The 25,117-nt window shown below is 31.6% G+C and carries 18 protein-coding genes; 3 read left to right on the top strand and 15 right to left on the bottom strand.

From position 1 onward, the window contains the following. Positions 1-2: 2 nt before the first annotated feature. The 5 genes from B5D16_RS09660 to B5D16_RS09640 all read right to left on the bottom strand — a co-directional run bounded on the left by B5D16_RS09660 (position 3) and on the right by B5D16_RS09640 (position 9,407). Positions 3-533, bottom strand: a complete 531-nt coding sequence (locus tag B5D16_RS09660) for an imm11 family protein (RefSeq protein ID WP_078766783.1) — start codon at positions 531-533, stop codon at positions 3-5. Between the two features lie 13 nt (positions 534-546). After that, positions 547-957 carry an AHH domain-containing protein gene (locus B5D16_RS09655; RefSeq protein WP_078766782.1) on the bottom strand — a complete coding sequence of 137 codons (411 nt, stop codon included), beginning with the start codon at positions 955-957 and terminating at the stop codon, positions 547-549. Between the two features lie 95 nt (positions 958-1,052). Beyond that, positions 1,053-1,592 carry a hypothetical protein gene (locus B5D16_RS09650; protein WP_078766781.1) on the bottom strand — a complete coding sequence of 180 codons (540 nt, stop codon included), beginning with the start codon at positions 1,590-1,592 and terminating at the stop codon, positions 1,053-1,055. After that, the gene (locus B5D16_RS09645) at positions 1,589-5,869 is read right to left on the bottom strand and encodes a transglutaminase-like domain-containing protein (RefSeq protein WP_078766780.1); all 4,281 of its coding nucleotides are present in this window, start codon (positions 5,867-5,869) and stop codon (positions 1,589-1,591) included. The genes B5D16_RS09650 and B5D16_RS09645 overlap by 4 nt, the downstream gene beginning before the upstream one ends. Further along, positions 5,859-9,407 carry an InlB B-repeat-containing protein gene (locus tag B5D16_RS09640; protein ID WP_078766779.1) on the bottom strand — a complete coding sequence of 1,183 codons (3,549 nt, stop codon included), beginning with the start codon at positions 9,405-9,407 and terminating at the stop codon, positions 5,859-5,861. The genes B5D16_RS09645 and B5D16_RS09640 overlap by 11 nt, the downstream gene beginning before the upstream one ends. A gap of 220 nt (positions 9,408-9,627) precedes the next feature. Here B5D16_RS09640 and B5D16_RS09635 point away from each other — a divergent pair, with 220 nt between their 5' ends. The 3 genes from B5D16_RS09635 (at position 9,628) to B5D16_RS09625 (ending at position 13,050) form a co-directional block, all read left to right on the top strand. Further along, entirely contained in the window at positions 9,628-10,281 is a 654-nt protein-coding gene (locus tag B5D16_RS09635) for a hypothetical protein (RefSeq protein ID WP_078766778.1), read from the top strand. Between the two features lie 69 nt (positions 10,282-10,350). Beyond that, complete coding sequence (locus B5D16_RS09630; protein ID WP_078766777.1) at positions 10,351-11,670, top strand: serpin family protein; 1,320 nt, start codon at positions 10,351-10,353, stop codon at positions 11,668-11,670. A gap of 33 nt (positions 11,671-11,703) precedes the next feature. Continuing rightward, entirely contained in the window at positions 11,704-13,050 is a 1,347-nt protein-coding gene (locus tag B5D16_RS09625) for a serpin family protein (RefSeq protein ID WP_078766776.1), read from the top strand. A gap of 67 nt (positions 13,051-13,117) precedes the next feature. On the opposite strand, the gene B5D16_RS09620 is transcribed toward B5D16_RS09625, so the two are convergent. From B5D16_RS09620 to B5D16_RS09575, 10 genes are all read right to left on the bottom strand, one after another. Continuing rightward, positions 13,118-14,290, bottom strand: coding sequence for an aminotransferase class I/II-fold pyridoxal phosphate-dependent enzyme (locus B5D16_RS09620; protein WP_078766775.1), 1,173 nt, complete (start codon positions 14,288-14,290; stop codon positions 13,118-13,120). Then, positions 14,287-14,769, bottom strand: coding sequence for an Lrp/AsnC family transcriptional regulator (locus B5D16_RS09615; RefSeq protein WP_078766774.1), 483 nt, complete (start codon positions 14,767-14,769; stop codon positions 14,287-14,289). The genes B5D16_RS09620 and B5D16_RS09615 overlap by 4 nt, the downstream gene beginning before the upstream one ends. A 13-nt stretch (positions 14,770-14,782) precedes the next feature. After that, complete coding sequence (locus B5D16_RS09610; protein ID WP_078766773.1) at positions 14,783-15,853, bottom strand: AIR synthase-related protein; 1,071 nt, start codon at positions 15,851-15,853, stop codon at positions 14,783-14,785. Positions 15,854-15,887: 34 nt separating this feature from the next. After that, positions 15,888-17,435, bottom strand: coding sequence for a VanW family protein (locus B5D16_RS09605; protein WP_078766772.1), 1,548 nt, complete (start codon positions 17,433-17,435; stop codon positions 15,888-15,890). Between the two features lie 226 nt (positions 17,436-17,661). Next, complete coding sequence (locus tag B5D16_RS09600; RefSeq protein WP_078766771.1) at positions 17,662-18,399, bottom strand: 3'-5' exonuclease; 738 nt, start codon at positions 18,397-18,399, stop codon at positions 17,662-17,664. Between the two features lie 128 nt (positions 18,400-18,527). Continuing rightward, complete coding sequence (gene nth / locus B5D16_RS09595; protein WP_078766770.1) at positions 18,528-19,241, bottom strand: endonuclease III; 714 nt, start codon at positions 19,239-19,241, stop codon at positions 18,528-18,530. A gap of 117 nt (positions 19,242-19,358) precedes the next feature. Next, positions 19,359-20,741, bottom strand: a complete 1,383-nt coding sequence (gene argH, locus B5D16_RS09590) for an argininosuccinate lyase (RefSeq protein ID WP_078766769.1) — start codon at positions 20,739-20,741, stop codon at positions 19,359-19,361. A 69-nt stretch (positions 20,742-20,810) separates the two neighbouring features. Next, positions 20,811-21,590: a DeoR/GlpR family DNA-binding transcription regulator gene (locus tag B5D16_RS09585; protein ID WP_078766768.1), complete on the bottom strand. Its 780-nt coding sequence runs from the start codon at positions 21,588-21,590 to the stop codon at positions 20,811-20,813. 191 nt (positions 21,591-21,781) lie between these two features. Then, positions 21,782-24,064, bottom strand: coding sequence for an ABC transporter permease (locus B5D16_RS09580; RefSeq protein WP_078766767.1), 2,283 nt, complete (start codon positions 24,062-24,064; stop codon positions 21,782-21,784). Positions 24,065-24,078: 14 nt separating this feature from the next. Beyond that, positions 24,079-24,792, bottom strand: coding sequence for an ABC transporter ATP-binding protein (locus B5D16_RS09575; protein WP_078766766.1), 714 nt, complete (start codon positions 24,790-24,792; stop codon positions 24,079-24,081). Positions 24,793-25,117 lie beyond the last annotated feature (325 nt).

Genomic DNA, 25,117 nt, shown 5'->3' with positions numbered 1-25,117 from the left:
TTTTATCCATAAACCAACTCAAGTTTAAATCCTTTTAATTGGTTTTCGATAATAGTTTCAGCAAATTTTTCAGAAACAAAAACATCTCCTCGTGGTAAATCTGATATTTTAAAAATGTTTTTTCCTTTTATAGCTTCCTCTATAAATTCATATTTTTCAAAAAACATTATTCTTTTTCCATCTCTATAAGTTTTATATTTAGACAAATCATAATTAATTGCATCTATAATAGTTAAAACATTTATACCATATAATATTTCATCATTTAATTGTATTTTTAAAACTTCAATATCATTTGAAATCATTGGATATAAAACCTCATACGCTCGTTTATTTAAAACTGGGATATTAAAACCTGGTGCATCACCATCTTCTAATTCCAAATCATCATCATACACTTTTACACGAGGTACTATCCAACTATTTGATAAGCTTCTACCATCAAACATCTGATAAAAATCTGCATCTACTTTTTCACATAGTTGAATACTTTTAAATTTATTAACATCAAAATCCAACTTATAAATCTTCATTTTATATCCTCCACTAAAATATTCCTGCCAATAATTTTTCTCTTATCATATCTAAAATATCTATATTATATTTCTTCAAAATAGCTCTTGCTTCAGCTGCTTTTGGTGATGAACCAGCCACTATATGATGTGCTGCGTTTTTATATGCCGGTTCAGGTTTTCCTGATGACAATAGATTTTCTCTCAACTTTTTCGAACTTGCATTGGTACCACATCCGCCTCCAAGAACACTCTTTGCTTCATCAACGCATTGATTAGATTTTATCATACTAAATGCATCATCACCATATTTTTGAATCAACTTTTTACCATCATCACCATATGATTCAATTAAGTCTGCTACATCTTTTCTAGAGTTATTTCCATACTCTCCAGCACCTTCTTCAGGTTTTCCTGTATTTGTATCTCCTCCTACATTTTTCACCTAATAGTTTAGATTTTCTTTCATTTATAAAAATCTAAACATATATACAAAAAAACTGCAGCAAATGACTTTATCATCTACTGCAAGTTTTATAACTAATTATCTTTTGTTTCTTCAAACCACCATGGTTCATCAATCAAATATGTTTCTTCACTTAAAACTTCTTCAATATCTTCATTTAAATATTTATACTTATCAAAAAATGTTTTGGTTTCATATAGTGTTACTTCATCATAAGGGACCTCTATATATATACCATCTCTACCACTTTCAACTACTTCATATTTCGGATCAATCTTTGTGTTGCTCCCCCAACTTGCAGCGTATACCCACAATCCCTTCTTATCAGGATAATAATCAAACCATTTATACTTTCTACCATTACATATAACATAATGACTTATTTCATATAAATATTCTATTTCTTCTGCTTTAGCTGGCTTTGAATAATATGCATATTCTGTACCACTTAATTCCTCGTACCAGTCTTCTTCTTTATCTTCTTCATCATCAATACATATATAATAACCATCTGGCTTATCTCTATTTTCTTCATCACCAATATAACCATAATTACTTAAATAATACTCTTTTTCATTATAACCTACATATCTTCCAGATCTTATATATTTCACATTTTCACCCACTTTCCTATATTACTTTTAAATATATATTGTTCTACAATTTCACCATCAACATATTTAGTAAGTGTCGAACCATTTTTTATTTCTATTCTACCTTCTATTTTCCATTCGGCAATAGTAGTATCATTTCTTCCTCCTGTATAACCATTACCCTTAAACGGTTCAGGTTCATTTACACTTCCACCATAATGTTCACCATATGGTGTTTTAATTCGTGACATATCCTTAGCTTTATCGACATTAAATTCCATTTCCCAATGAGTATTACCTCCTTCCGGAAAATCTCTCACTCCATTATTCAAGTAATCTAATCTATTTGTTTCTACTACATCATCATAATAATGACTTAAATATCTCGAATCTTCAGCTCTTGAAACAAAACCCGTTACCTCATTACTATTGTTACCAATGTAATGTTCTTTGACACTAGCATCCGTTAATACTTTCTTCATTCTAGTTCCTTTATTTATTTTTATCTTATCCCTTATTTCCTTCACTGCTTTAGTCATTCTATTATATTCAGCCTTATTTGAAATCTTTAAATTATCCAATTCAGTTTTTCCTAATTTTTTGAACTTTTGGAACTCATCAAATGATATATCGTTTTCCTTTAATCCTTTACATACTTGTTTAACAACATCACCATTCTGATTAGCCTTTACCATTTTAAATGCATCATCACCATATTTATTTACTAGTTCTATTGCTTCTTTTGCATCGGACTTTGAAAAACTCTTCGTAGCATTTACCAGGTCATCGCCATAATTTTGAATCATCTTTTTACCATCATCACCGAATGATTCAAATAAGTCACCTACATCGTTACCATATTTATTTTTTATCTCTTTCCAAAAATCAGTGTTTGATTCAACATTACCTCCAGATCCACCTCCTGGATTATTTCCATTGCTTGGAGCATTATTGCCTTCGCCTGGCTTATTGACTTCACCTGGCTTTTCACCATCACCTGGTTTATTACCATCAACTGGTTTATTACCATCAACTGGTTTATCGCCGTCAACTGGTTTATCGCCATCAACTGGTTTATCGCCGTCAACTGGTTTATCGCCGTCAACTGGTTTATCGCCTTCAACTGGTTTATCGCCGTCAACCGGTTTATCGCCATCGACTGGTTTATCACCATCAACTGGTTTTCCACCTTCACCTGGTTCACCACCTTCACCTGGCTTTCCGCCTTCACCTGGCTTTCCACCTTCTCCTGGTTTTCCACCTTCACCTGGTTTTCCGCCTTCACCTGGTTTTCCACCTTCACCTGGTTTTCCGCCTTCACCCCAGCTTATTTCACCAGTCTCATCAGCAAAATCAAATTTTGCTCTATCCTTCCACTTTCTTCTAACAAAATCCTTAAACTCATCAGTTTTAAATTTGTTTTCAAAACCTTTAATCACTTTTGGAAGAGCATATTCAAACAATAGAAACAATAATCCGGTTTCTATTGCTTTCTTTAATATTTCTAATATATTCTTGCCACTTGGATCCTTAAGATAATCTATCCAATTACCATAAACCTCTCCCATCTCTTGAATTGAGAATACTGCTCCTACAACACCCATAATTAATATAGCCATCTGCAATATACTAAATGAACCTGATAACGCAGTTGCAGCACCTAAAATCATACCTACAGCACCTATTAAGAAATGTGCCAAAATAGCTAATGTAAATATTGTTGCTGCCGCCATCAAAAGGGTAACGAACGTCATGCCAAATTCCTTACATGATTCTCCACCACATAGATTACCACTGATCATATATGATGCTTCCCCTGTATTTGCATCAAGAGCTATGTATCCTGTTCCATGCCATTGATAATAATATATATCCTTTTCAGGAACAATTACAACCTTATCTTCATTAATTGCTCTTTTTATTTCATTTTTTGTTAATGATTCGATTTCTAAATCATCTATCTCTTCTTTGTTTTCTTTTGACAAGACTTTAAGTGCTATACCTCTCTCCCCTGCTTCTTCAAATACAGAAACAGTAGAAATTCCTTTTACACCAAATGATTTTTCCACTACAAAACCTTCAAGATATGAACCAATAAGTCCACTCATTAACATGTAATTCTTAATTGATTCGTCATCTTCTTCAATAGATGCTAAACCAGCAGTATCAGTATCTACATCAACACAAAATGTTCCTTCTTTTATGGCCATTGGCACACCTAACATAGAACTTACTTTAGGTGTATAACCTATAATACACTCACTAATACATCTACCAAACTTTACGTTATTAGCATTAGCTAAAAGAATATCATAATAATCCAAATATCCAAAATATGATGTTCCAATTGCATTAAGCATCTTTGAAATCATAATGTCATTTGTTACTTTTCCATCACTAAACTCATTTGCATATGAAGTCATATTTGTAGTAGCTTCATCTAAAACAGACTCACTCATAATGTTTAGGTCAAATATAACAGAATATACACCACCTGCTATCAAACTATTTTCAACCTTAACATTATTGATTCCTGCTTCCTTTATGTCTAAAATCAGATTCGTAAATTCACCAGGTATTTGAGCCTTACCTTTTATTGTTTTTTCTCCGTCAATAGTTATAACTGGGCACACTCTAACAAGATAAGCAGGTGTATTATAAATATCACCATACTTATTTATAAGAGCTTCATCTTCTTTTGTTTCTGGTTCATATGATAAAGTAACTTCTTTGCCATATAAATCTGAAGTATTAATGCTAATACTTGCATCTGCATTATCGCCAAAAACGTTTGCATATAATGCTCCTTTTAATGAAAACGAAATTGTGTCTACACAATCATCAGGTAAAGTTTCACCCTCATACTTTTCATTAACCACATAATACTTCAATTCAGAAGGTAAATATCCTAATTCTTCTTTCTTAATATATCTAACTCCTACTGAACTACCTATTTCTTTAGTGTCAATCTTTCCCTTTGATAATTCATCTTCTATAAAATCTAATGAATCATCACTATTAACATCTACAAATTTATGAACACCTGAAAAATCATCATATGATAATTCACTTGAAACATTAATACTTGCACATTCAGCATTATCATATTTAGACATACTTTCAGATATTAACTTTTCTACATCCTCATCTTTTTCGACTTCTTCATATTCCTTAAATGATGGATCTAAATATATCCACATCTTTTTTCCATTATTTCTGTCAACACCTCTATAGCTTTCATAGTTAACAAATGCTTTTACCCAAACATGCTCTATTCTAATTTTAGAAATCTTGCCATCATAAACACCATGCTGTGTAGCTATACCTAACATACTTATCGCATCTACAGCTGCTTTATCTGTATTTACACCTAACCATGCTTTGGCCATTTCTATGTCTATATCAACATAACCTATAACAAACTTAGCATCATATCCCTTATATTTAAGCATAGCAATTAAAAGCGCTGCCTGATCATAATCATTTCCCGCTTTCTGATCATATGTACCATTACAACCAAGTCTCAATCCTGTATATGGTTTAAAATCAAAATTATTGTGTACATACTCATATATCTTTACTGGTGTTTCTAATTCATCTGCTTTCTTTTTAATCTCATCATTAAGAACAAGATATGATGAATCTAATGATTTCTTTGAATTTTCTTTAGCAGAAATCTCCGAATTTGGTAATTCTTCACCAACAATTTTAGTTACCTCATATCCATCTGTCTTTCCATGTGAATCTTTATCATTGATAGTATCATTAACTGGATTTTTAGTTAATCTCTTAATATCATCATTAAGATTTTTAATACTCTTTTTTGTTTCCTTATCTGAAATACCCTTCTTAATTCCACTCTTTATATTAAGTACATCTTTATCTAACTCATCAATTGTCTTACTGAGATTATTTTTATATTCTTCAGCTCTATTAATTATCACATTAGAGTTAGTATACTTAATCGTCTCTTTATACTCTTTATTTATAACTTCTTTAGTATCATCTATAACTTTTTCAAGTTCAGAAATTTTATCTAATCTTTCTGCTTTTATTGTTCTACTTAGTTCTTCTGTTTTTTCTGCTAAAGTTACAATGCTTTTAGCAGATTCTATCTTCAATTCTGGCTGCTCATACTCCTGGACTTCGTATATTTTCTGCTTACTAGCTTCTTTTAGTGCTTTTACTCTTTCCTTATCGAATGCATCCGGTACATATGAAGATACTACAGCTAAAATGACAGCAAGATTAACAGTAATTATTCTATTATATTTATTCTTTAATTTTCTACTTATCATTTGCACAATCCTTTTCTTTTTTCTTTAACAATACACAAACTATTATAAGTGACATACTCTGAATTAACAGTAACACTCTTATCAAGTCTTTATTCATATAATCACCTGTCTTAGGTGTTGATTCGTTAGTATCATTCTGATACTTACTCTCATTAATGTTTTCTGTCTCATTCTTCTTAGCATCATCTATCTTCTTGTTATTACTTCTACGTTTTCCTTTAACAACATCCTTCTTTTCAGATTTTTTATTCTTTGAAGGTTTACTTGTTTTATCTTTATCAGAATTACGACCATTATTACTATTATCGTTATCTAATCCATTGCTATTTTTATTTTTCATTTTTGTTATTTGATCAACATTTGTTTTCTTTGCAAAATAAGCTTTAATAGTAACATCTGATTTTGGCATAACAATTTCTATTTCAGATTTATTAATCTGATTATTATCAAGAACGTCTTCCGCACATACCCATTTATCAAATACATAATCGTCATTAGCCTCTGCTTTTAATTTGATTAACTCTCCTGATTTATATAATCCATTTTTACCACTAACTTTACCACCAGTTTTTGCCTCAATATATAGATTATATCTTTTCTCGTCAAGATTTATAGTTGTAACATCAAGTGTCTGATATATACCATCGATTTTAGCAACAAGAACTGCAATGTATTCTCCTTCACTTAATTTATCTGTCTTTACTTCAACGTCAGAAACCGTAGTCTTTTTCCTATCAATACTAATATTCTTTTCTGTTTCAACTTTAATGTTTTCATCATTAACATTCACTAAAACAATACTACTATCAATATTCTGAACAACTTTATTTCCTTCAAGATTCATTTTGACCTTAGCCACAATATTCTCGTCTACAAAGTGTTCGTCATTAATAAAATCAACACTTCCAGCTAACTTTAAACTCTCTTCCTCTTCTCCAATTTTCTTATTATGTGATAATAGATTCTTCTCATCATCAGTTAAAGTATTTATCTCTTCATCCTGAACACTTCCATCTGATTCCTCGCTACTAATTTTTCTTGTTCTCTTAACACATTCTAACTCTATATCATCTAATGTTCGTTCAACACTTTCATCATTCTCATTTGAATACTCAAGTTTTATATTTTCGATTAATTTTATACTATCACCTTTTTCAGCTTCATCTAATTCATCAAATGAAACTTTTATCCCAAATTCCTCTCCAACACTAATATAATCCTTCAAAAATTTAACTGTTTTAGTACCATCTTCATTTTCAATAACTTCATCAGGTTCGCTTTCAAATGTTATATGTTCATAAGGCACATTCCTACCCAAAGTCATTGAGACAGCGACTTCTCTTCCGGCCATCTTGAAGATATCTCCAACCAAATCATCAACACACTTTGTAATATCCTCTCTATTTTCTACTCCTATAAATCTTCCGCCTGTTGACTCAGCCAAGTATGTCATATCTTCTATTGCTTTTGGCAAATTCCTATCGCTTATATTACTTTCAAGTAAAACTGTATAAATTGTAATCTCTTTTTCTTTTAGTCCATCTTCATTTAAGACCTTTTCATCTCCTTCTCTTACACCATCACTAAATAGATAAATAACTTTATCTCTTTCTTCATCTTCAAAATCGTTTATACAATAATTTATATTTCTATATATTGGTGTACCACCCCACATAAAGAAGTTTCTTTTACTTTCTATCCATTTTAATAATTCTTCTTTATCACTGGAGAATTGGTGTTCCATTTTACTTTTTGTAATAAATCTGAATGCAGCTCTATCCTGAGGTTGCATTTTCGAAATAATATTAATAGCACCATTAATTGATTCATTCCAATCCTTTCCACTCATACTTCCAGAATCATCTAAAATAATTATTATGTCCATAGGTCTTCTTTTAATAGTCTCTGAAAGTCCTTTTCCAGATAAATTAAAATCAACATCGACACTCTTTGTATCTTTCTCAATAAAATCTTCACTTGTTTTATAATCAATATCTATTCTATTTTCATCTTCAGTTTCAAATAGTTTAACGTATGTGATTTTACTAATTAAATTCTTATTTCCTTCATGTATAACAACTCTAACTTTTAATAAACCTTTTTCTTCGATTTCAGGGACAAATGCACTTGTACCATATAAAGCACATCTATCATCCTTTCCACAAACTAATTCTTTTTCATCCATATAAATTATATTTCCATCTTTATCTTCAACACTTATAGATGCACTTGTTTTTCTATCTGTATTTGTTAAAACAAATGCCTTTGGAGTTATTTCAATTTTTCTATTAGATCCTATTTTATATGCTTTTGGAGTAACTTCTATATTCAAACTAGAAATTTCAAAATATTCTTCAATATTAAAATTCTTAATTTTACTAGAAATAACTTCACCATTCTCATCTATTAAAGTTACTAAAATATGGCATTTACCAAGATGATTTTTTGTATTATAAACAAAGGTGTTTTCATTATATTCTAACACCTCACTATTTCCATCTTCGTCATACAAAACACCACTTACACTCATACCATCTTTAAATCCAACAATAACAGGCTTAAACAAAATATCAGTATAAGCTTTTACCTTTCCATCTTCTGTTGCTAATACTATGTTCTTAATATATGAATCAACATCTTTTTCATTAATCATTTGTAAGTAATCGCTAGCTATAGAAATATACATTGCTGTAAGTTCAACATCTTCATATAAACTTCCATCACTAGATAACTTATCATTTATTTCTTTTATTCTACTCTTTGTATTATCATCATTTCCAAGTAAGGCACTTGTACAAATTAAAGTATTCTTTATACTTGCTTTATCAAGTCCCCATGCATTCTTTGTATTTTCTTTTTTCAATAAGTAATCATAGGCTTTATCGACAATACCCTTATAGGCATTTCCGTCACTTAATTCAAGATTATCTTTTAATACTCTATATACATATGCTGTTAAAAAGATACTTTCCTCTTCATTGTTATATGAAAAACTTCCATTTGCATTTTGTTTTTTCTTTATATACATTAATACCTTTTCAATCGTTTGTAGTGCGTAATCATCACTTAAATACAAATTTTCAAGAGCTAATATTGTGTCTAAAGTATCACTCTCATATCCATCAAAAATAGAAAAACCGCCATCATAATTTTGCAATTTTTCAAAATCAATGTTGGCGGCACTTTTATTATTCATGTATTTAGCAAGATTCATTCTAAATAAGTCATCATTGTTTCTTGCTTCTATTGTATTTAAATAATTTAATGATTTATCAACTATTTCTTTACTTTCTTTTACTGAAGATAAATAATACGAGGCTATTTCCTCATCATATATCTCCATTCCAATCTTAAAACTTCCATCTTTATCTTGATTATCTCTAATCCATTTATTCGCTTTATCTAAAGAATTCTTAATTTCAGTACTTGATATAATTTCATACGAGTATACCTTATTCTCAATTCTTAATAAAGCAACTTCAATACACATAACAACTGCTATTGTTATCGCTATAAATCTTAATGTTAACTTTGACATAACTACTTCCTCTTTTCTTTTTTATCAATACCGACACAACGTTAACATTATATATTTTTATCCTGTATTTTTCAAGTATTTACCCAACTTGTACACTTTCTCAAAAATTTCTAATTTTTTTAAAAAGATGCAACAGTTTGCATCTTTTTTTGCACTTATATATAGAATCCCCAATAGCATTTGCTAATCATTTTATATTTTTTTGTAAAGGAGATTTACCATGAAAAAACAATTAACAATTATTCCGCTTTTAATGGTAACCATACTTGCTACATCCTGTAGTTCAAAAAAACATAATTTTCATCAGGTTAAAAAGGTACCAATTACAAACACTACAGTACAAGAGACTACAACCGAAGTTGTATATGACCAATTATTTTATGATTCTGAAAAGAACGTTGAATTTACATTATTTAGAAGTGGTGATTCATATTTTCTTTGCAGAGATAATAATTCTACCGACAACACGAATAAAGATAGTGAAGTTATTACCACAGATTGGAATCGTGTGGAATGGGAAATCCCTGAAGAAATCAAAATAAAAGATTTCGAATTTCTTCATGTTAAAGCCGACCTCACAATATTAAACGGTGGAGAAGCTGGTTACCTTAACGATCCAGTAATTGATAAAGTATACGAGCAAAAAGCTATGACCTATGATGAAGCGATGAAAAAGAAAATAATAGATAAATATGATTGTTCAACAAAATACTTCACTGGTCCAAGGATTTATGAAAACAACGGCGACTCTTTCATAATAGTATACTCAAATTATAAAAATTACCGTTTATACAAGAATGAAAAATTTATGAATAATTACGCAACCGCATACGATGCAAATGAAGCTATGGGTTCAGCAAGAATAAAAGAATAAAGAAAAAGAAAAACTAAATTGTAATGAAAAAATTTATAACTTATTGCAGCACAGAAAGGAACGAAAAAAATGAGAAAGAAAAGTTTATTATTAAACGCAATGTTAATATCCGCACTACTTGCAGGCTCATGCGGATCTAAAACAATCACCAGAACATCTAAGGAGCCTACTACTATTACATCGGAACAAAACACAAATAGAAATGCTAATAAGCCGATACAAAATGAGCCTACAAAAATCAGGGAAGTTAAGAATGCATTTGCTCCAAAAAGCATGGCATCATCTTTTGATAATCTCTTTTTAAATACACTTCCAGATAAGGCTAGTAGTGATAATGTTCTTATATCACCATTTTCAGTAATTATGGATTTTGGTATGTTAGAGAACGGCGCAAAGGGTGATACATTGGACGAACTTGAAAAATATTTAAATGGTGGCATGCCTCTTTCAGAGCTCAATAAACTTATGGAGACTATGCGTACTTCGATGATGAATAGCAAGGATGTCGATTGGAATGTAGCAAATGCCATCTGGTTAAATAAAAACCAAACTTCTGGTCTAAATAAAGATTACCAGAAGCTTGTTAAAGATATTTATAATTCAGAGGTTAATCTTGTTCCATATTCAAATGAAACTGTTGATGAAATTAATGAATGGGTAAACAAGGAAACATCAGGCATGATTCCTAAGCTACTTAATAACGTTAATCCAACTGACTTTATGCATCTTATTAATGCCATCGCTTTTAAAGGAGACTGGGACGAAGAATTTGAAAAGGATAATACTGAAAAAGATACAATATTTAATAATCTTGATGGAACAACTTCTAAAGTAGATATGATGCACTGTGAATTAGATTCTTATATCAAAACTGATGATTTACTTGGTTTTACTAAAGACTTCAAGGGTGGAAAGTATAAATTCTTTGCTTTACAAGCTAACGATAATCTAACTCCTAAAGAAATTATGGAAAAAACCAAGAAAGACGGTACATCAATATCAGATATTATTTCACAGAACACAGTTGATGCTCCTGCCTACATTGGTCTTCCAAAGTTTAGTATTGATTATGGTATTCAGTTAAATGGTGTTCTTAACAACATGGGAATATGTAAATCATTTGGTCTTGATGCTAACTTTTCAGAACTTTGTGACGGTAAGTCTCCATACATTAATCAAGTAATCCATAAAACTCATTTTGAGATTTCAGAAACAGGTGTTAAGGCTGCAGCTGCTACTTCAATTTCCTTGTATGAAAATGTGGTAATTGCAGACTCCACACCAATAACTATTACTATGAATAAACCATTTGTATATGGTATATTAGATGAAGAAAGCAAATTACCAGTATTTATCGGCGAAATGCATACATTTGCTGGGCAGAAATAATTTATAAAGAATACACGAAAGAAAGGAAACACTATGAAGAAGAAAAATTTATTATTAAGTGCTGCACTAATTTCTGCTTTAATGTTAAGTTCATGCGGAAGCAAAACCGGCACAACTACAACTAATTCTAATGAAACAACAACTATTACTAATGAAACAACAACTATTACTAATGAGACTCCTACTAATAGTAATCCAGAGACACCAAGCAATACATCTACTAATCCGGAGGAACCTAATAATCCTGATCTTGTAGCTTCTACCTCACTTTCAAATAGTTTTAATAACATTTTTTATAAAACTCTTGAAAACGAAGTGGATAAAAATAACAATGTTTTAGTTTCTCCATTTTCAATTGTTATGGATTTTGGCATGCTTGAAAACGGAGCTAAAGGATCTACAAAAGAACAAATGGAAACTTATTTAAATGGTGGCATGAGCGTCGAAGATTTAAATGAGTATATGAAAACCTTAAAAGACAAGATGATGAACTCAAAAGAATTAGAATGGAATGTTGCAAACTCAATTTGGTTTAATGAATCACAGATTAGTGATGTCAGTAATGATGTAAAGGAAATCGTAAAAAAATATTATGATTCTGAAATTAATAAGAGACCTTATAATAACGATACATTAGAAGAAATTAACAACTGGGTTAAGAAAAATACTAACGACATGATTCCAGTGATCCTTGATAAGCTTAATCCTTCTGACGTTATGCATCTAATTAACGCAGTTGCTTTTGAAGGTGATTGGTATGTTAAATTTGATGAACATGATACCACTAAAAATGCTCCATTTAAAAATCTTGATGGTAGCACAACTAACGTTGATATGCTTCACTCTATGAATGCTGGATATTTTTCAAGTAATGATTATATCGGATTTACAAAAGCATTTGCTGATCAAAATTATAGTTTCTTTGCCATGAAATCTCAGAAAGGTTTATCACCTTTAGAGATGATGAAAAAGATGAAAGATGACAATGAAGATATTTCAACAATCATGACCAAATACGGAATCGATGGTATGGCTAATATTGGTCTTCCTAAGTTTGAACTTGATTATGATACAGTTTTAAATAAAACATTAGCAGACCTAGGCGTTACTAATGCATTCTCTCCTTCAGCAGATTTCAGTGTTCTTGCAAATACTAACGAACCTTTATACATTAGCAAGGTTATTCATAAAACCCACTTTGAACTTTCAGAAACAGGTGTTAAAGCTGCTGCTGCAACTTCGATTGCCATGACTAAGGGAGCTATGATAAAACCTAAATTGGATGTTGAAATCAATATGGATGAACCTTTCATCTATGGTATTTACGATAACAAAAATGGGCTTCCAATCTTTATTGGATGTATCAATAATTTCAAATAGAACCACTTAATACGTAAAAAAGCCTGCTAATAAAAGAATTGTTCTTTTGTTAGCAGGTTTTTTATAATTATTTATTTTCACGATCAAGTCTTTCAACAAATGCCTCAATTTTCGATAATGCTTTCTTTAAATCAGCAAGTGAATATGCATATGATATTCTAAGGAATCCTTCACCACAATCACCGAAAGCTGTTCCAGGAACAACGGCAACCTTTTCTTCCATCAAAAGTCTTGTAGCAAATTCCTCCGAAGTTAATCCAAATCTCTTAATGCTTGGGAATACATAGAACGCACCGAATGGTTCAAAACAATCAAGTCCCATCTTCTTAAATGAATGCATTAAGAATCTTCTTCTTTGATCATAACTTTCTCTCATGTCTGCAACATCTTTATCTCCGTTACGAAGTGCTTCGATAGCTGCATACTGAGAAGTTGTTGGAGCACACATAATAGCAAATTGGTGAATCTTTAACATCTGCTCAATAATCTGTGTTGGACCAGCTGCATAACCAAGTCTCCAACCAGTCATAGCATACGACTTAGAAAAACCATTAATAACAATTGTACGCTCTGCCATACCAGGCATTCTTGCAATTGATGTATGCTCTCCCTTATATGTAAGCTCTGAGTAAATTTCATCTGATAAAACAAAGATATCTTTTTCGACACAAACCTCTGCAATTGCTCTAAGGTCATCCTCTTCCATAATTGCACCTGTTGGATTATTAGGGAATGGTAAAATTAAAATCTTTGTCTTGTCTGTAATATGTTCAAGTAATTCCTCTTTAGTTAAACGGAATTCATTCTCTTCTTTTAAGTTAATAATAACCGGAACACCATCAGCTAAAACTGTACATGGTTCGTATGAAACATAACTAGGCTGTGGAATTAAAACCTCATCACCTGGATCTAACATACTTCTAAGAGCAATATCAATTGCCTCACTACCACCAACAGTTACAATAACCTGATGATTAGGATCATATTTAACCCCTATTCTTCTTAAAAGATAATGACTTATTTCTTTTCTTAATTCTTTAAGTCCAGTATTAGATGTATAAAATGTCTTACCTGATTCTAATGAGAAGATACCCTCCTCTCTTATATGCCATGGAGTATCAAAATCTGGCTCACCTACGCCAAGTGAAATTGCATCGTCCATTTCATTAACTATATCAAAAAACTTTCTAATACCTGATGGCTTAATATCTACTATTTTTGTTGATAGTGGATTTCTCATGGTGTAACATGTATCCTTTCATCTTTTCCTTTGTCCGGAAGCACTGTTCCGCTTTCTTTGTACTTCTTTAATACGAAGTGTGTGGCTGTACTAAGTACAGTATCAAGTGGCGCTAACTTATGCGCGACAAATGAGGCGACTTGCTTCATAGTCTTTCCTTCGATGATAACTGTAAAATCAAAACCACCTGACATAAGGTATAATGAACTAACTTCATCATAATTGATAATTCTCTCAGCGATTTTGTCAAAACCAAGTCCACGCTGTGGAGTAACTTTTACCTCTATAAGCGCAATAACTTTTTCCTTGCTAGTATTATCCCAATTAATCATTGTATAATATCCGCATATGATATTCTCTTTTTCCATCTGAGCTATTTCATTCGCCGCTTCTTCTTCACTTATTCCAAGTAAAACGGCAAGTTCCGCTAAATCAATACGGCTATTCTTTTCAATAAGATTTAATATCTTCTCTCTCATATAAAAGCCCCTTTCAGTGTATATTCTTTAAAACGTCACCTTTAAAAGGTTCAACATATTTTTTCTCATCATCTATCATAATGATTTTATCGTTATTCTTACTAAGCTTTCCAATAATACTAACTGGAATTCCTTTATCTTCCAATCTACTAATATATTCATCAGGATTACTTGTAGCAAATACCACGCTACCCGCCGATCTCATCATATATGGATTTACATCCATTATATTACAAGCTTCCACTGTCTCCTGTCTTATTGGAATTTTCTTAAGGTCAACTTCAAATCCGCAATTTAAAGAAGATGCAAGATTTGAAAGTCCTTCATAGATACCACCAGTACCCAAATTATCAATGTAGAATAAGTTTATCCTATTATTTATCCTATTATCATTAAAATTCTCATTTTTTATATCATTTTTAGCTTTTATTTCACTTTTTAAAACTTCTACGATAGTCTCCACATGATCCCTAACATTCATCCAGGATTTAAATTTCTCATAGGAAGTATCTAAAGAATTTCCAAGAACTTCATGAATCTTTGCTTTGTAATTATCATACAAATAAGCAGTACCTTCAATGCCAGTATATGCAGTCATTAATATATAAATATCTTCGCTATCAATTCTTGATTTGACTTCTTTCTTCTTCTTTAACAATATAGTCTTCAAGTCATTCGCTCGACCTGCATCTACATTATCTGCAAAATCATCACTCTGATTTTTTAGGGCTTCATCATAAAATACCGTAAAACTTACAATTACATCTGTTACTTTATTAGATACAATTGTACTTCCTCCGCTTATCTGTAAATCATTCTCCTTAGCAAGCCTATCACAAAGTCTCGCTATATCCTTTAACTTTTCTTCATCATATTCCCTAGGTAGAGTAATGGCAACAGAAACCTTATTTGGCTTTCTACATAAACTAACCCACGCACTGTTAACCGCTTTAGCATATGCATACTCGATTTCATCAACACCTTCAGCTATCTTAGTAGCAGATGTGCCTATTACATCCATATTCTTTAATATGCTTCTATTTATTATGCTTTCTTTGACTTTTCCTAAAGAATTTATATTCATAAAATAATCTTTCCAACGTATACTAAAATAAACGTTATTCTATTACACCTGGACCTTCTTGTTCCCGTCTTGAAGTAGTTGATTCTGACTGTCTAGGTGTAGTTGATTCTGACTGTGCAGGTGTTGTAGACTCTCCATTAGCCTTTGTACTTGAAGATTCCTCAGAACCATCAGAAGATTCTCCGTCCTTCTTAGTCTCATCCTTCTTCTTAGTAGTCTTTTCCTTCTTAGCAGTACCAACAATCTTTTCAGTCGGAGTTGCCTTATATGTACTAGTATTTATTAAAATCTTATCTTCAAGCTGTCCATCAATAAATACATACTTCCAAAGTTTAGCAACATATCCTGTATAACCTGCAGTAACTATCTCTTCGTACCCTTCTGGTTTTGTACTATCCTTAGTAATTTTAACCTCAGGTTCCTTCTTACTAACTGTTTCAGATTCAAATTCCAATGTACGATTTGCTGGTCTTGTTTCATGACCATATACATTAAACTTAATACTTCCACCCCAACTAAAGATACCTTCTATGTATAACGGAGCATCTGTATCATTCTTAAACTTCAAATCCTTATAATCACCAGTAATTGCTGCATCAGCCGCAAGCGGAACATAATTAACAGTCATAGAGTGATTAAGTCTTTCTGTTATTTCTACCTCTGCACGAAGAAGCGCATTATAAAGTGTAGTTGATACCTGGCAAATACCACCACCAATATCTGTTGAAACTTCACCATTAATAAACGCACCAGCTTCATAATATCCGTTCTCCGCCGTAAATGGCAAAAACATCTCATTACATGATATCTCATCACCTGGATATAATACTAAGCCATCAAGCTTCTTACATCCATTTTCTATATTTTTATTTCTGTTTTCTGTTGTTGTGGAAACAGAGAAAGTTGTTGTATAACTACCTAACGGTTCATCTGAAACTTTTTCACAATCTTCAGATGTAACCTGTGCTTTCTCCTCAGTAGTAGGAAGCTTAACAAGTCCAACACTATCAGTTGCCCAGTCTTCCTTCATGTAATCATAAAGAACTTTTGAAGCTTCATCCTTATCAATTACATAACCATTCTTTTCAGGAATAACCTTAAAGCCGTTATCTGTAAGTTCAAGCGAAGCATTCTTCGCTGTTGAACCAAATTCTTCAATTACCTTTTCAAGTCCACTCTCAAGCATATTCTTCTTAACTTCCATTTCAACAGAATATACCTTGTTTCCATGTTCAAGATCCTTATTCGCCTTATATCTAGCAACAATGTTACCAGACTGACCATAAGAAACCGCATCATCAACAACTTCCTTGTTAGCCCACTTATATCCAAGTTCAGACGCTTGAACAGAAACTTTTTCAGAACCTATGGCTAATGTAACTTTCTGATCTGAAATACTTTCAACATAACTTTTAACTGCACGCTTTGCATCAGCCTCCGTCATGTTTGCAATATCAATGTTTTCAATATATACGCCCTTTAAAGCCTTCTGGCTTTCATTGGCATATGTCTTACTTGAAAACACACAAAAAACAGAAGCCATTGCAAAAAGACATGCAATGTGCTTTCTATTAAATTTCATTTTCTTTCTCCTAATAAAGTCCTGGTAACGCTAAAGTAACTACCATAGCAAGTACTAAAATAATAACTATAATAGCTGAAAATCTTTGTCTTGTTTTTGGATTGTTAAAATTAATCATACTATCCCTCATTTCCTAAATGTATTTTATTCATCACATTTATGTAAATCTATTTTTTCAGTAAATTATATTATAACACAATTAATTCCCATATAAAATATTAAAATATTACCATTTTCGGCCGTATTGACTTAAAATTTTGTCGATTTTTCTCGATGCTTCGCTCTTACTAAGGGTTTCAACATCAAAATCCATCTCCAATTCATGAATATTACAAAGGTCAATTAAATACTTCTTCTGAGCATTTGTTATAGGCGACTGCTTCTTAGGCTTATACGCATACACATATGGAGCAAATACTTTCTCATCACTACTAGCGCTCTGATAATCACATAATCCATTCTGCTCATCAGCCATTTTAAGGTAAATCATACCAGCCGCCTTCGCATCATCAAACGCTCTATGATGATTTTCAAGTTCCACACCTAAGTATTTAGATAAATGATTTAATCTTCTACTTTCAAGGAAAGGATATCTCTTTCTTGAAATCTTAACAGTATCTATAACTAAGTTATCAATGATTAATGATGCATTTGCTGCATTTTGCTTTAGGAATGAATAATCAAATGTAATATTATGTCCCAAAAGTGGATAATCTTCAATAAATTCAACAAAATCAACCATTACATCATTAATATTTCTCTTTCCATCGACATCTTTCTGTGTAATTCCAGTCAGATTTGTAATAAGTGGCGGAATCAAAACTCCCGGATCTATAAGTTCACTAAACTCCTCAACCACTTTTCCATCAACTATCTTAACCGCACCAATTTCAATTATTTTATCCCTTGTTACGGCAACTCCCGTTGTTTCTATGTCAACTGCGACAAAATCACATACTTTCATTTTTCTTTTTGCCTTTCAAATATTTTAAATACTTTGTGGTACTAGATTATCTCATATCACTATAATGCCAGTGTGTTCGGCCAAAACCTACGTTTGCACTGCCCTCGAGCCAATTCTAGAAACAGATTTTAAACTTCACAAGACGGACAATACTCTCTCAAAAAACATTCACTACACTTAGGTCTTCTTGCGATACAAATCTGTCTACCCAAGGTTATAATTTGCATATTGTATAAAATCCAATGGTCCTTTGGTAAAACTTTCATTAAGTCATATTCTATCTTCACAGGATCACTTTCCTTTGTAAACCCAAGTTTGTTTGAAATTCGTTTTACGTGAGTATCCACAACTATGCTTGGATCATCATAAAGATTTCCACGAATAACATTCGCAGTCTTTCTGCCAACACCTGCAAGTGATGTTAACTCTTCAATTGTAGAAGGAACTTTCCCATCAAACCTATTGAGCAAATCATTCGCACAGCTTATAATGTTCTTTGCTTTGTTTCTGTAAAAGCCAATTGAATATATTTTTCTTTCAAGTTCCTCAGGCATAAAGTTTGCCCAATCACTTAACTTATCATACTTTTCATAAAGCGGTACTGCCACCTGATTAACTCTGTCATCAGTACACTGCGCACTTAAAATAACAGAAAAAAGCAATTGCCAGTCTGTATTATACTTAAGATAACATATAACATCCGTACCATAGTTTTTATCAAGAAGTTCAAGTATTTCTGATACATTTTTATTACCAGTAAACTTCTTTGACTTTTTAGATATTAAAGTTTTACTGCTCTCTTTATTATACTTTACTTTATTATTCACTTTTTTATCACTCATCTTATAATCTTTTTAATTTTATTATCCATCTACCAAATTTTAGCCTCTCCACCAGGAGAGGCTAAATTAAGATTTATTCACTTACGATAGTTAGTATCATTTTAATACTAACTATAATTATTTTAACTCACCTAATATTTTTTCGTTAATATCAATTACTTTCTTCATGGCATCAGGACCTGGTGCTCCAATTGTAAGTCTCTTTCTAACGCATGTATCAAGTGAAATTGCTTCATAAATATCTTCATCAAAGAGTTCTGAGAACTTCTTAAATTCATCAATTGACATATCATCAATTGCACAATTTTTATTAATACAATAAACTGTAATTTCTCCAATTACTCTATGAGCATCTCTAAATGGCATACCCTTATTTACGAGGTAATCAGCTGCATCAGTTGCATTTGTATAACCACCAGTTGCTGAATTATACATACGCTCTTTATTAAATGTAATTGATTTAAGCATACCATCAAAGAGTTTAATACACCCTTTAGTTGTATCAATTGCATCAAATGTAAGTTCCTTATCTTCCTGCATATCCTTATTATATGCAAGAGGAATTCCCTTCATTGTTACAAGCATACTGTTAAGTGCACCATATACTCTACCAACCTTACCTCTGATAAGTTCTGCAATATCAGGGTTCTTCTTCTGTGGCATAATTGATGAACCTGTTGAATATGTATCACTAATCTCAACAAATTTATATTCATTTGTATTCCAAATAATTATTTCTTCACAGAATCTACTTAAATGCATCATGATAATTGCCATTGCATCTAAGTATTCAATTAAATAATCTCTATCAGAAACACCATCCATACTGTTAAGTGTTGGTCCGTCAAATCCAAGTAATGAAGCTGTATAATCTCTATCTAATGGATAAGTAGTACCTGCAAGTGCGCCACTTCCAAGAGGACACACATTCATTCTCTTATAAATATCACTAAGTCTATCATAGTCTCTCTTAAACATTTCCATATATGCACCAAGATGATGTGCAAGTGTTAAAGGCTGCGCCTTCTGTAAATGTGTAAAACCTGGCATATATGTTTCAACATGTTCTTTCATAAGTCCATGAATTGTATTAAGTAAATCACGAACTAAATTCTTAGTTGCTACTATCTCATCTCTTGTATAAAGTTTCATATCAAGTGCAACCTGATCATTACGACTTCTGCCTGTATGAAGTTTCTTACCAACACTACCAATTCTTTCTGTAAGTGTTCCTTCTATAAAACTATGGATGTCTTCTGCAGTAGTATCAATTTCAAGTTTTCCTTCATTGATATCACTTAAGATTCCTTCAAGTCCTTTAACTATCTGTTCTTTCTCTTCATCTGTAAGAATACCCTGTTTTGCAAGCATTGTAACATGAGCAATGCTACCTCTGATATCCTGTTCATAGAATCTGCTATCAAATGTAATTGATGCATTAAAATTGTATACTAATGTGTCTGTTTCTTCACAGAAACGACCGCCCCAAAGTTTTTCCATAGCGTTTCCTTTCAATTAATTATCTTTATATTTTATCTTAGTATCATTTTGATACTAAGTATTGTACTTCTATTTTTCTTCTTCTGATTCTTCTTCCACAACCTGAATCTTAAATGCTTTCTTATAAGCCTGATCCAAATCTTTTTCAGTAAGAACAATTACGCCAGCGCCATCCCAAAACGTAACATTACAAATTTTACCAAACTTATCATTATCAACAAGTAAGTATCTTCTGCCAGTCTTAGTTTTTTCCATAGCTGTACGCTTAACTGCTGCTTCAGCACTATCAGGTGTTGTAAATCCTGAATTAACACCAATGCCATTCGCACCAAAAAATCCAATTGTAAAATGATATTTTTGCAAATTCACAATGGCATCAGCCCCAATAAGACATTCTGTTTTTTCTTTAATTTCTCCACCTAGTAAAACAACCTTCATACCCTTCTTCATAAGAGTACGTGCATGACCTATGCTATTTGTAACATAAGTTGCATTCTTCTCTTCAATAAAACCAAGCATGTAACCAGTTGTTGTACCAGAATCTATAAATACAAAATCTCCAGGATTAATTAACGTTGCCGCATACTTTGCAATTCTAATCTTCTCTTCCTTGTTAAGTTTCATCTTTTCCTTAACAGAAATTTCAGAATTAGTAACAGTAACATCATTACTAACTGGAATTGCACCACCATACACTCTAAGGACCTTACCTTCTTTATGTAAAAACTTAATATCTCTTCTAATTGTTGATTCAGAAATACCAAGTAATTCCACAAGTTGAGCATGTGTCATACCCTGACTATTATTAATCGCCTGAAGTATTTTTTCTCGTCTGTTAGTTGCGAGCATAAGCTACCTCCTCGTTTTTCAGATTAGAAACTTCTTTAAGACACTATTCTAATCACTTAACACCCTTCTATATTTTACTATCATTACCTTTCATTTTCAAGCAAAAGTGCACATTTTCTGTCATATCACAGCAAATAGCCGCACAAACAAAGAACTTCCCACCCATTTGGTGGAAAGTCCCTGTTCTTTTCCTATTCAACATTCTTTAAAGCTGCGGAAAGAGGAATCTTCTTAATTCTTCTCATATCGAATGCTGCGATAATTACATAAGCTATAAACAATACTACTGCCACCTCAATAATATTTTTAACTGGCATATAGTATGGTAACCATCCAGGCATATTAAGAAGATATGCCTTCCAAATTACTGCCATTAAAACATGGCTTAAAACAACTGATAGTATTACTCCAAAAGCAACAACCATTGTCGTTGACAGCATGTATAATCTGTTAATCTCACCATTTGAATAACCTAATACTTTGACCATTGAAATCGATGTTTCATTCTTTTCAATAACAATCTTAGTTAATAAATACATTAAAAGCATTGCAAATCCAAAACTAAATCCAGCAAATATATCCATAAAGTCACCCATTGAATGGTTAAGCTGTCTTGATGTTTTCAAAATGTCATCAACTGTAATTGTTCTATAAATATAGTTTTCATCAATATCTGTAATCTTTGTTTCTGACAGGAATCCATTAAAGAAATTCTCATCCTTTTCAAAGATTTTTCTAAACTGTTCAAGATTCATGTATATTGAAATACCAGTACCTTTTTCATAAATACCAGTGTTTTTAAATGTATACTTACCATCTTCATATTCTTCTTCAAGTTTAAGTATCTCACCATCTTTAAGATCAAACTTATCTTGGTAGTAATTTGATACTAACACTTCGTTATCTTTTAAATCTTTAAATTCCTCATCGTCTATTCCATAAACAATAATTTCTTCCTTGTATTTATTTGAAGTAATAAGTGTTTCCATACAAACTTTTTTAGCCGTTTTATTACTTGTTGTAATTACATTACCTTCCATATCAACATTCTGCTTCAATATATACTGATATGGTGCTACTAACTGCTCCTCAACTGTATCCTGATAATGATTAATTGTTATTGGTGCAGCCTTACAGAAGAACATCATAACACCTGCAAGGAAAATACCAAATATCAAAACAAAATAACTAATTATATTCTGTAAAATAATTCTAAGTCTGAATCTTCCAAAGAAACTAATTCTTGGAAGTCTCATTGCTTTCTTTTTCTTACTTGTTGATAAATCATGTCTTAAAAATCTAAGAGGTGATAATCTTAACTTCTTTGAAATCATAATAAAGTTAATAATGATAGTAAGTACAACTGGAACAACAGTTGTTAAAATAAAAGCATCCTGATTCCAAAGTGTCTCAAATGTAGGTAATGAATATGAATTATAGTACATATTTGCTATAACATTTTTCATACATGTATAACCAAGTATATTACCTATGGCAGCTCCTAGTAAAGTTACAAAAACAGGAATCGACATATAATGAACTAACAGCTCTGTTCTTGTATATCCTGATGCTCTAAGTGTGCCAATTACAGCAGATTCTTTCTCGATTGTATTATTAATTGTAATAGCAAATATAAATGCGACTACTGCAATAAGTACATATAAAATATATTTAACAAATACTGAATCCTTACCAACATCATCCTTAGCGAAATTAGTAGCCTGATTCTGATATTCCGGAATAAATCCATCGACTCTATTTTCTGTTGCCGTAGCTTCAGCAATAATGTCTTCTAATAACTTATCTGATACTTTCTTTTCTTCTTTCTTATTCTCTGGAGCATTATCATAAATCCATGAGTAATTATAGTAAACTTTGTGTGTATCATTATCAAAGAAACTATCATTAACAATGGCAACATTAAACTTATCTGCATCAAACATCATGTCTTCATTATTTTGGAATAAGCAGTTGTAATCTGATAATGAAACAAAGCCTACAACTTTAAACTTCTTACCATCAACTCCTATTGTATCTCCAACTTTAATATCCTTATAATCAGCATGTAATCTATCTATACAAATCTCATCATCTGCTTTAGGAAGTCTTCCCTCCATAATACAAACTTTGTTAATTTCAGTTCTATTTTTGAAGATTCTTACTGTAGCATCTGCCTTACCATCTTCATCATCAAACTCTTCTAATTCTTTATAAAAATTCTCATAAACTTTAACACCTTTTTTGTTAATATTCTCAACAAATTTATCACTTGCTTTATCGTATAATCTAAAATTTCCATCTTCAAGATTATACTTTTCTTTTGTTTCATCAAATGACTTATTCATACTGAATGAAGCAACCAAATCACCTGCTCCCATAGCAATCATAAGTATCAAAAACAAAAACATTATCATATATTTCTTAAAATCACCTAAAAGCTCTTTAGGTAATCTTTTCACTAATGGATTTCTCATAGTTCATTTCCTTTCTACCAGTCAAGGTCTGTTGCAGAAACCTTATTCTCGTTAATATCATTGTGTCTTATAATACCATCACGAAGTTTTATTACGTGATCAGCCATATTTTTAACTGCCTCATTATGAGTAACCATTATGATTGTATTTCCATATTTCTGATTTACATCTTCAATAAGTTTTAAGATTTCTTTTGAAGTTGTATAATCTAGTGCTCCTGTAGGTTCATCACAAAGTAAGATATTTGGATTCTTTACAATTGCACGTCCAATTGAAACTCTCTGCTGCTGACCACCTGATAACTGATTAGGTAATTTATATCTGTGTTCAAATAGTCCAAGTGTTTTTAAAAGATCATCAATATCAAGTGGATTATCTGAAAGGTATGCACCAACTTCAATATTTTCTTTTACATTTAAATTTGGAATTAAATTGTATAACTGGAATACATATCCAAGATGCTTTCTTCTATACTGTGTTAATGCCTTTTCATTCATTTCATCAAGCTTATCACCATCAATTGAAATGTATCCACTATCCGGATTATCAATTCCCCCAATAATATTTAATAGTGTTGATTTACCTGAACCTGAAGGGCCAAGCAAAACACAAAACTCACCTTTTGCAATCGAAAAATTCATCCCTCTTAATACTTCTTGTTTTGTTTCTCCCTCTCCAAAACTTTTCTTAAGGTCTACCACCTCTAAGAATTTCTTCTCATCACACATATTATCCTCCTTCGGGAAGCCCCTATTTTTATTTAACCATCAACCATAATCTATTCCCTCTTCATAAATCATGTGTTGATTATCATGCAATTTGAAAAACATTTTACATATGAATGATTGTTCATATGTTTCATTGTTATTATAATCATATTAATTTTATTCGTCAAGCGAATTTATTGAAACTATTTATCAATAAGTTAGCCTATGCTAATTCCTTCCACATTAACCATGTTCTAATAGGCTTACCCATTTTGAAAATAGGTAAATAAAAAGAGACTCCTGCCAGTTATTTCTAACTGGCAAAAGTCTCGTTATTTCAATTCTA

Source organism: Eubacterium uniforme (genome assembly GCF_900167115.1).
In the GTDB taxonomy this organism is placed as follows: domain Bacteria; phylum Bacillota; class Clostridia; order Lachnospirales; family Lachnospiraceae; genus Eubacterium_S; species Eubacterium_S uniforme.
Note: the sequence above shows the minus strand (reverse complement) of the source record. Positions and strands in the feature narration are given on the sequence as shown.

Bases quoted from the DNA above. Each gene is read 5' to 3' on its own strand.
- B5D16_RS09625 (WP_078766776.1), top strand. From the start codon at position 11,704: ATGAAGAAGAAAAATTTATTATTAAGTGCTGCACTAATTTCTGCTTTA.
- B5D16_RS09585 (WP_078766768.1), bottom strand. From the start codon at position 21,590: ATGCTCGCAACTAACAGACGAGAAAAAATACTTCAGGCGATTAATAAT.
- B5D16_RS09640 (WP_078766779.1), bottom strand. From the start codon at position 9,407: ATGTCAAAGTTAACATTAAGATTTATAGCGATAACAATAGCAGTTGTT.
- B5D16_RS09630 (WP_078766777.1), top strand. From the start codon at position 10,351: ATGAGAAAGAAAAGTTTATTATTAAACGCAATGTTAATATCCGCACTA.
- B5D16_RS09620 (WP_078766775.1), bottom strand. From the start codon at position 14,290: ATGAGAAATCCACTATCAACAAAAATAGTAGATATTAAGCCATCAGGT.
- B5D16_RS09645 (WP_078766780.1), bottom strand. From the start codon at position 5,869: ATGATAAGTAGAAAATTAAAGAATAAATATAATAGAATAATTACTGTT.
- B5D16_RS09600 (WP_078766771.1), bottom strand. From the start codon at position 18,399: ATGAAAGTATGTGATTTTGTCGCAGTTGACATAGAAACAACGGGAGTT.
- argH (WP_078766769.1), bottom strand. From the start codon at position 20,741: ATGGAAAAACTTTGGGGCGGTCGTTTCTGTGAAGAAACAGACACATTA.
- B5D16_RS09660 (WP_078766783.1), bottom strand. From the start codon at position 533: ATGAAGATTTATAAGTTGGATTTTGATGTTAATAAATTTAAAAGTATT.
- B5D16_RS09605 (WP_078766772.1), bottom strand. From the start codon at position 17,435: ATGAAATTTAATAGAAAGCACATTGCATGTCTTTTTGCAATGGCTTCT.
- B5D16_RS09615 (WP_078766774.1), bottom strand. From the start codon at position 14,769: ATGAGAGAGAAGATATTAAATCTTATTGAAAAGAATAGCCGTATTGAT.
- nth (WP_078766770.1), bottom strand. From the start codon at position 19,241: ATGAGTGATAAAAAAGTGAATAATAAAGTAAAGTATAATAAAGAGAGC.
- B5D16_RS09610 (WP_078766773.1), bottom strand. From the start codon at position 15,853: ATGAATATAAATTCTTTAGGAAAAGTCAAAGAAAGCATAATAAATAGA.
- B5D16_RS09575 (WP_078766766.1), bottom strand. From the start codon at position 24,792: ATGTGTGATGAGAAGAAATTCTTAGAGGTGGTAGACCTTAAGAAAAGT.
- B5D16_RS09635 (WP_078766778.1), top strand. From the start codon at position 9,628: ATGAAAAAACAATTAACAATTATTCCGCTTTTAATGGTAACCATACTT.
- B5D16_RS09580 (WP_078766767.1), bottom strand. From the start codon at position 24,064: ATGAGAAATCCATTAGTGAAAAGATTACCTAAAGAGCTTTTAGGTGAT.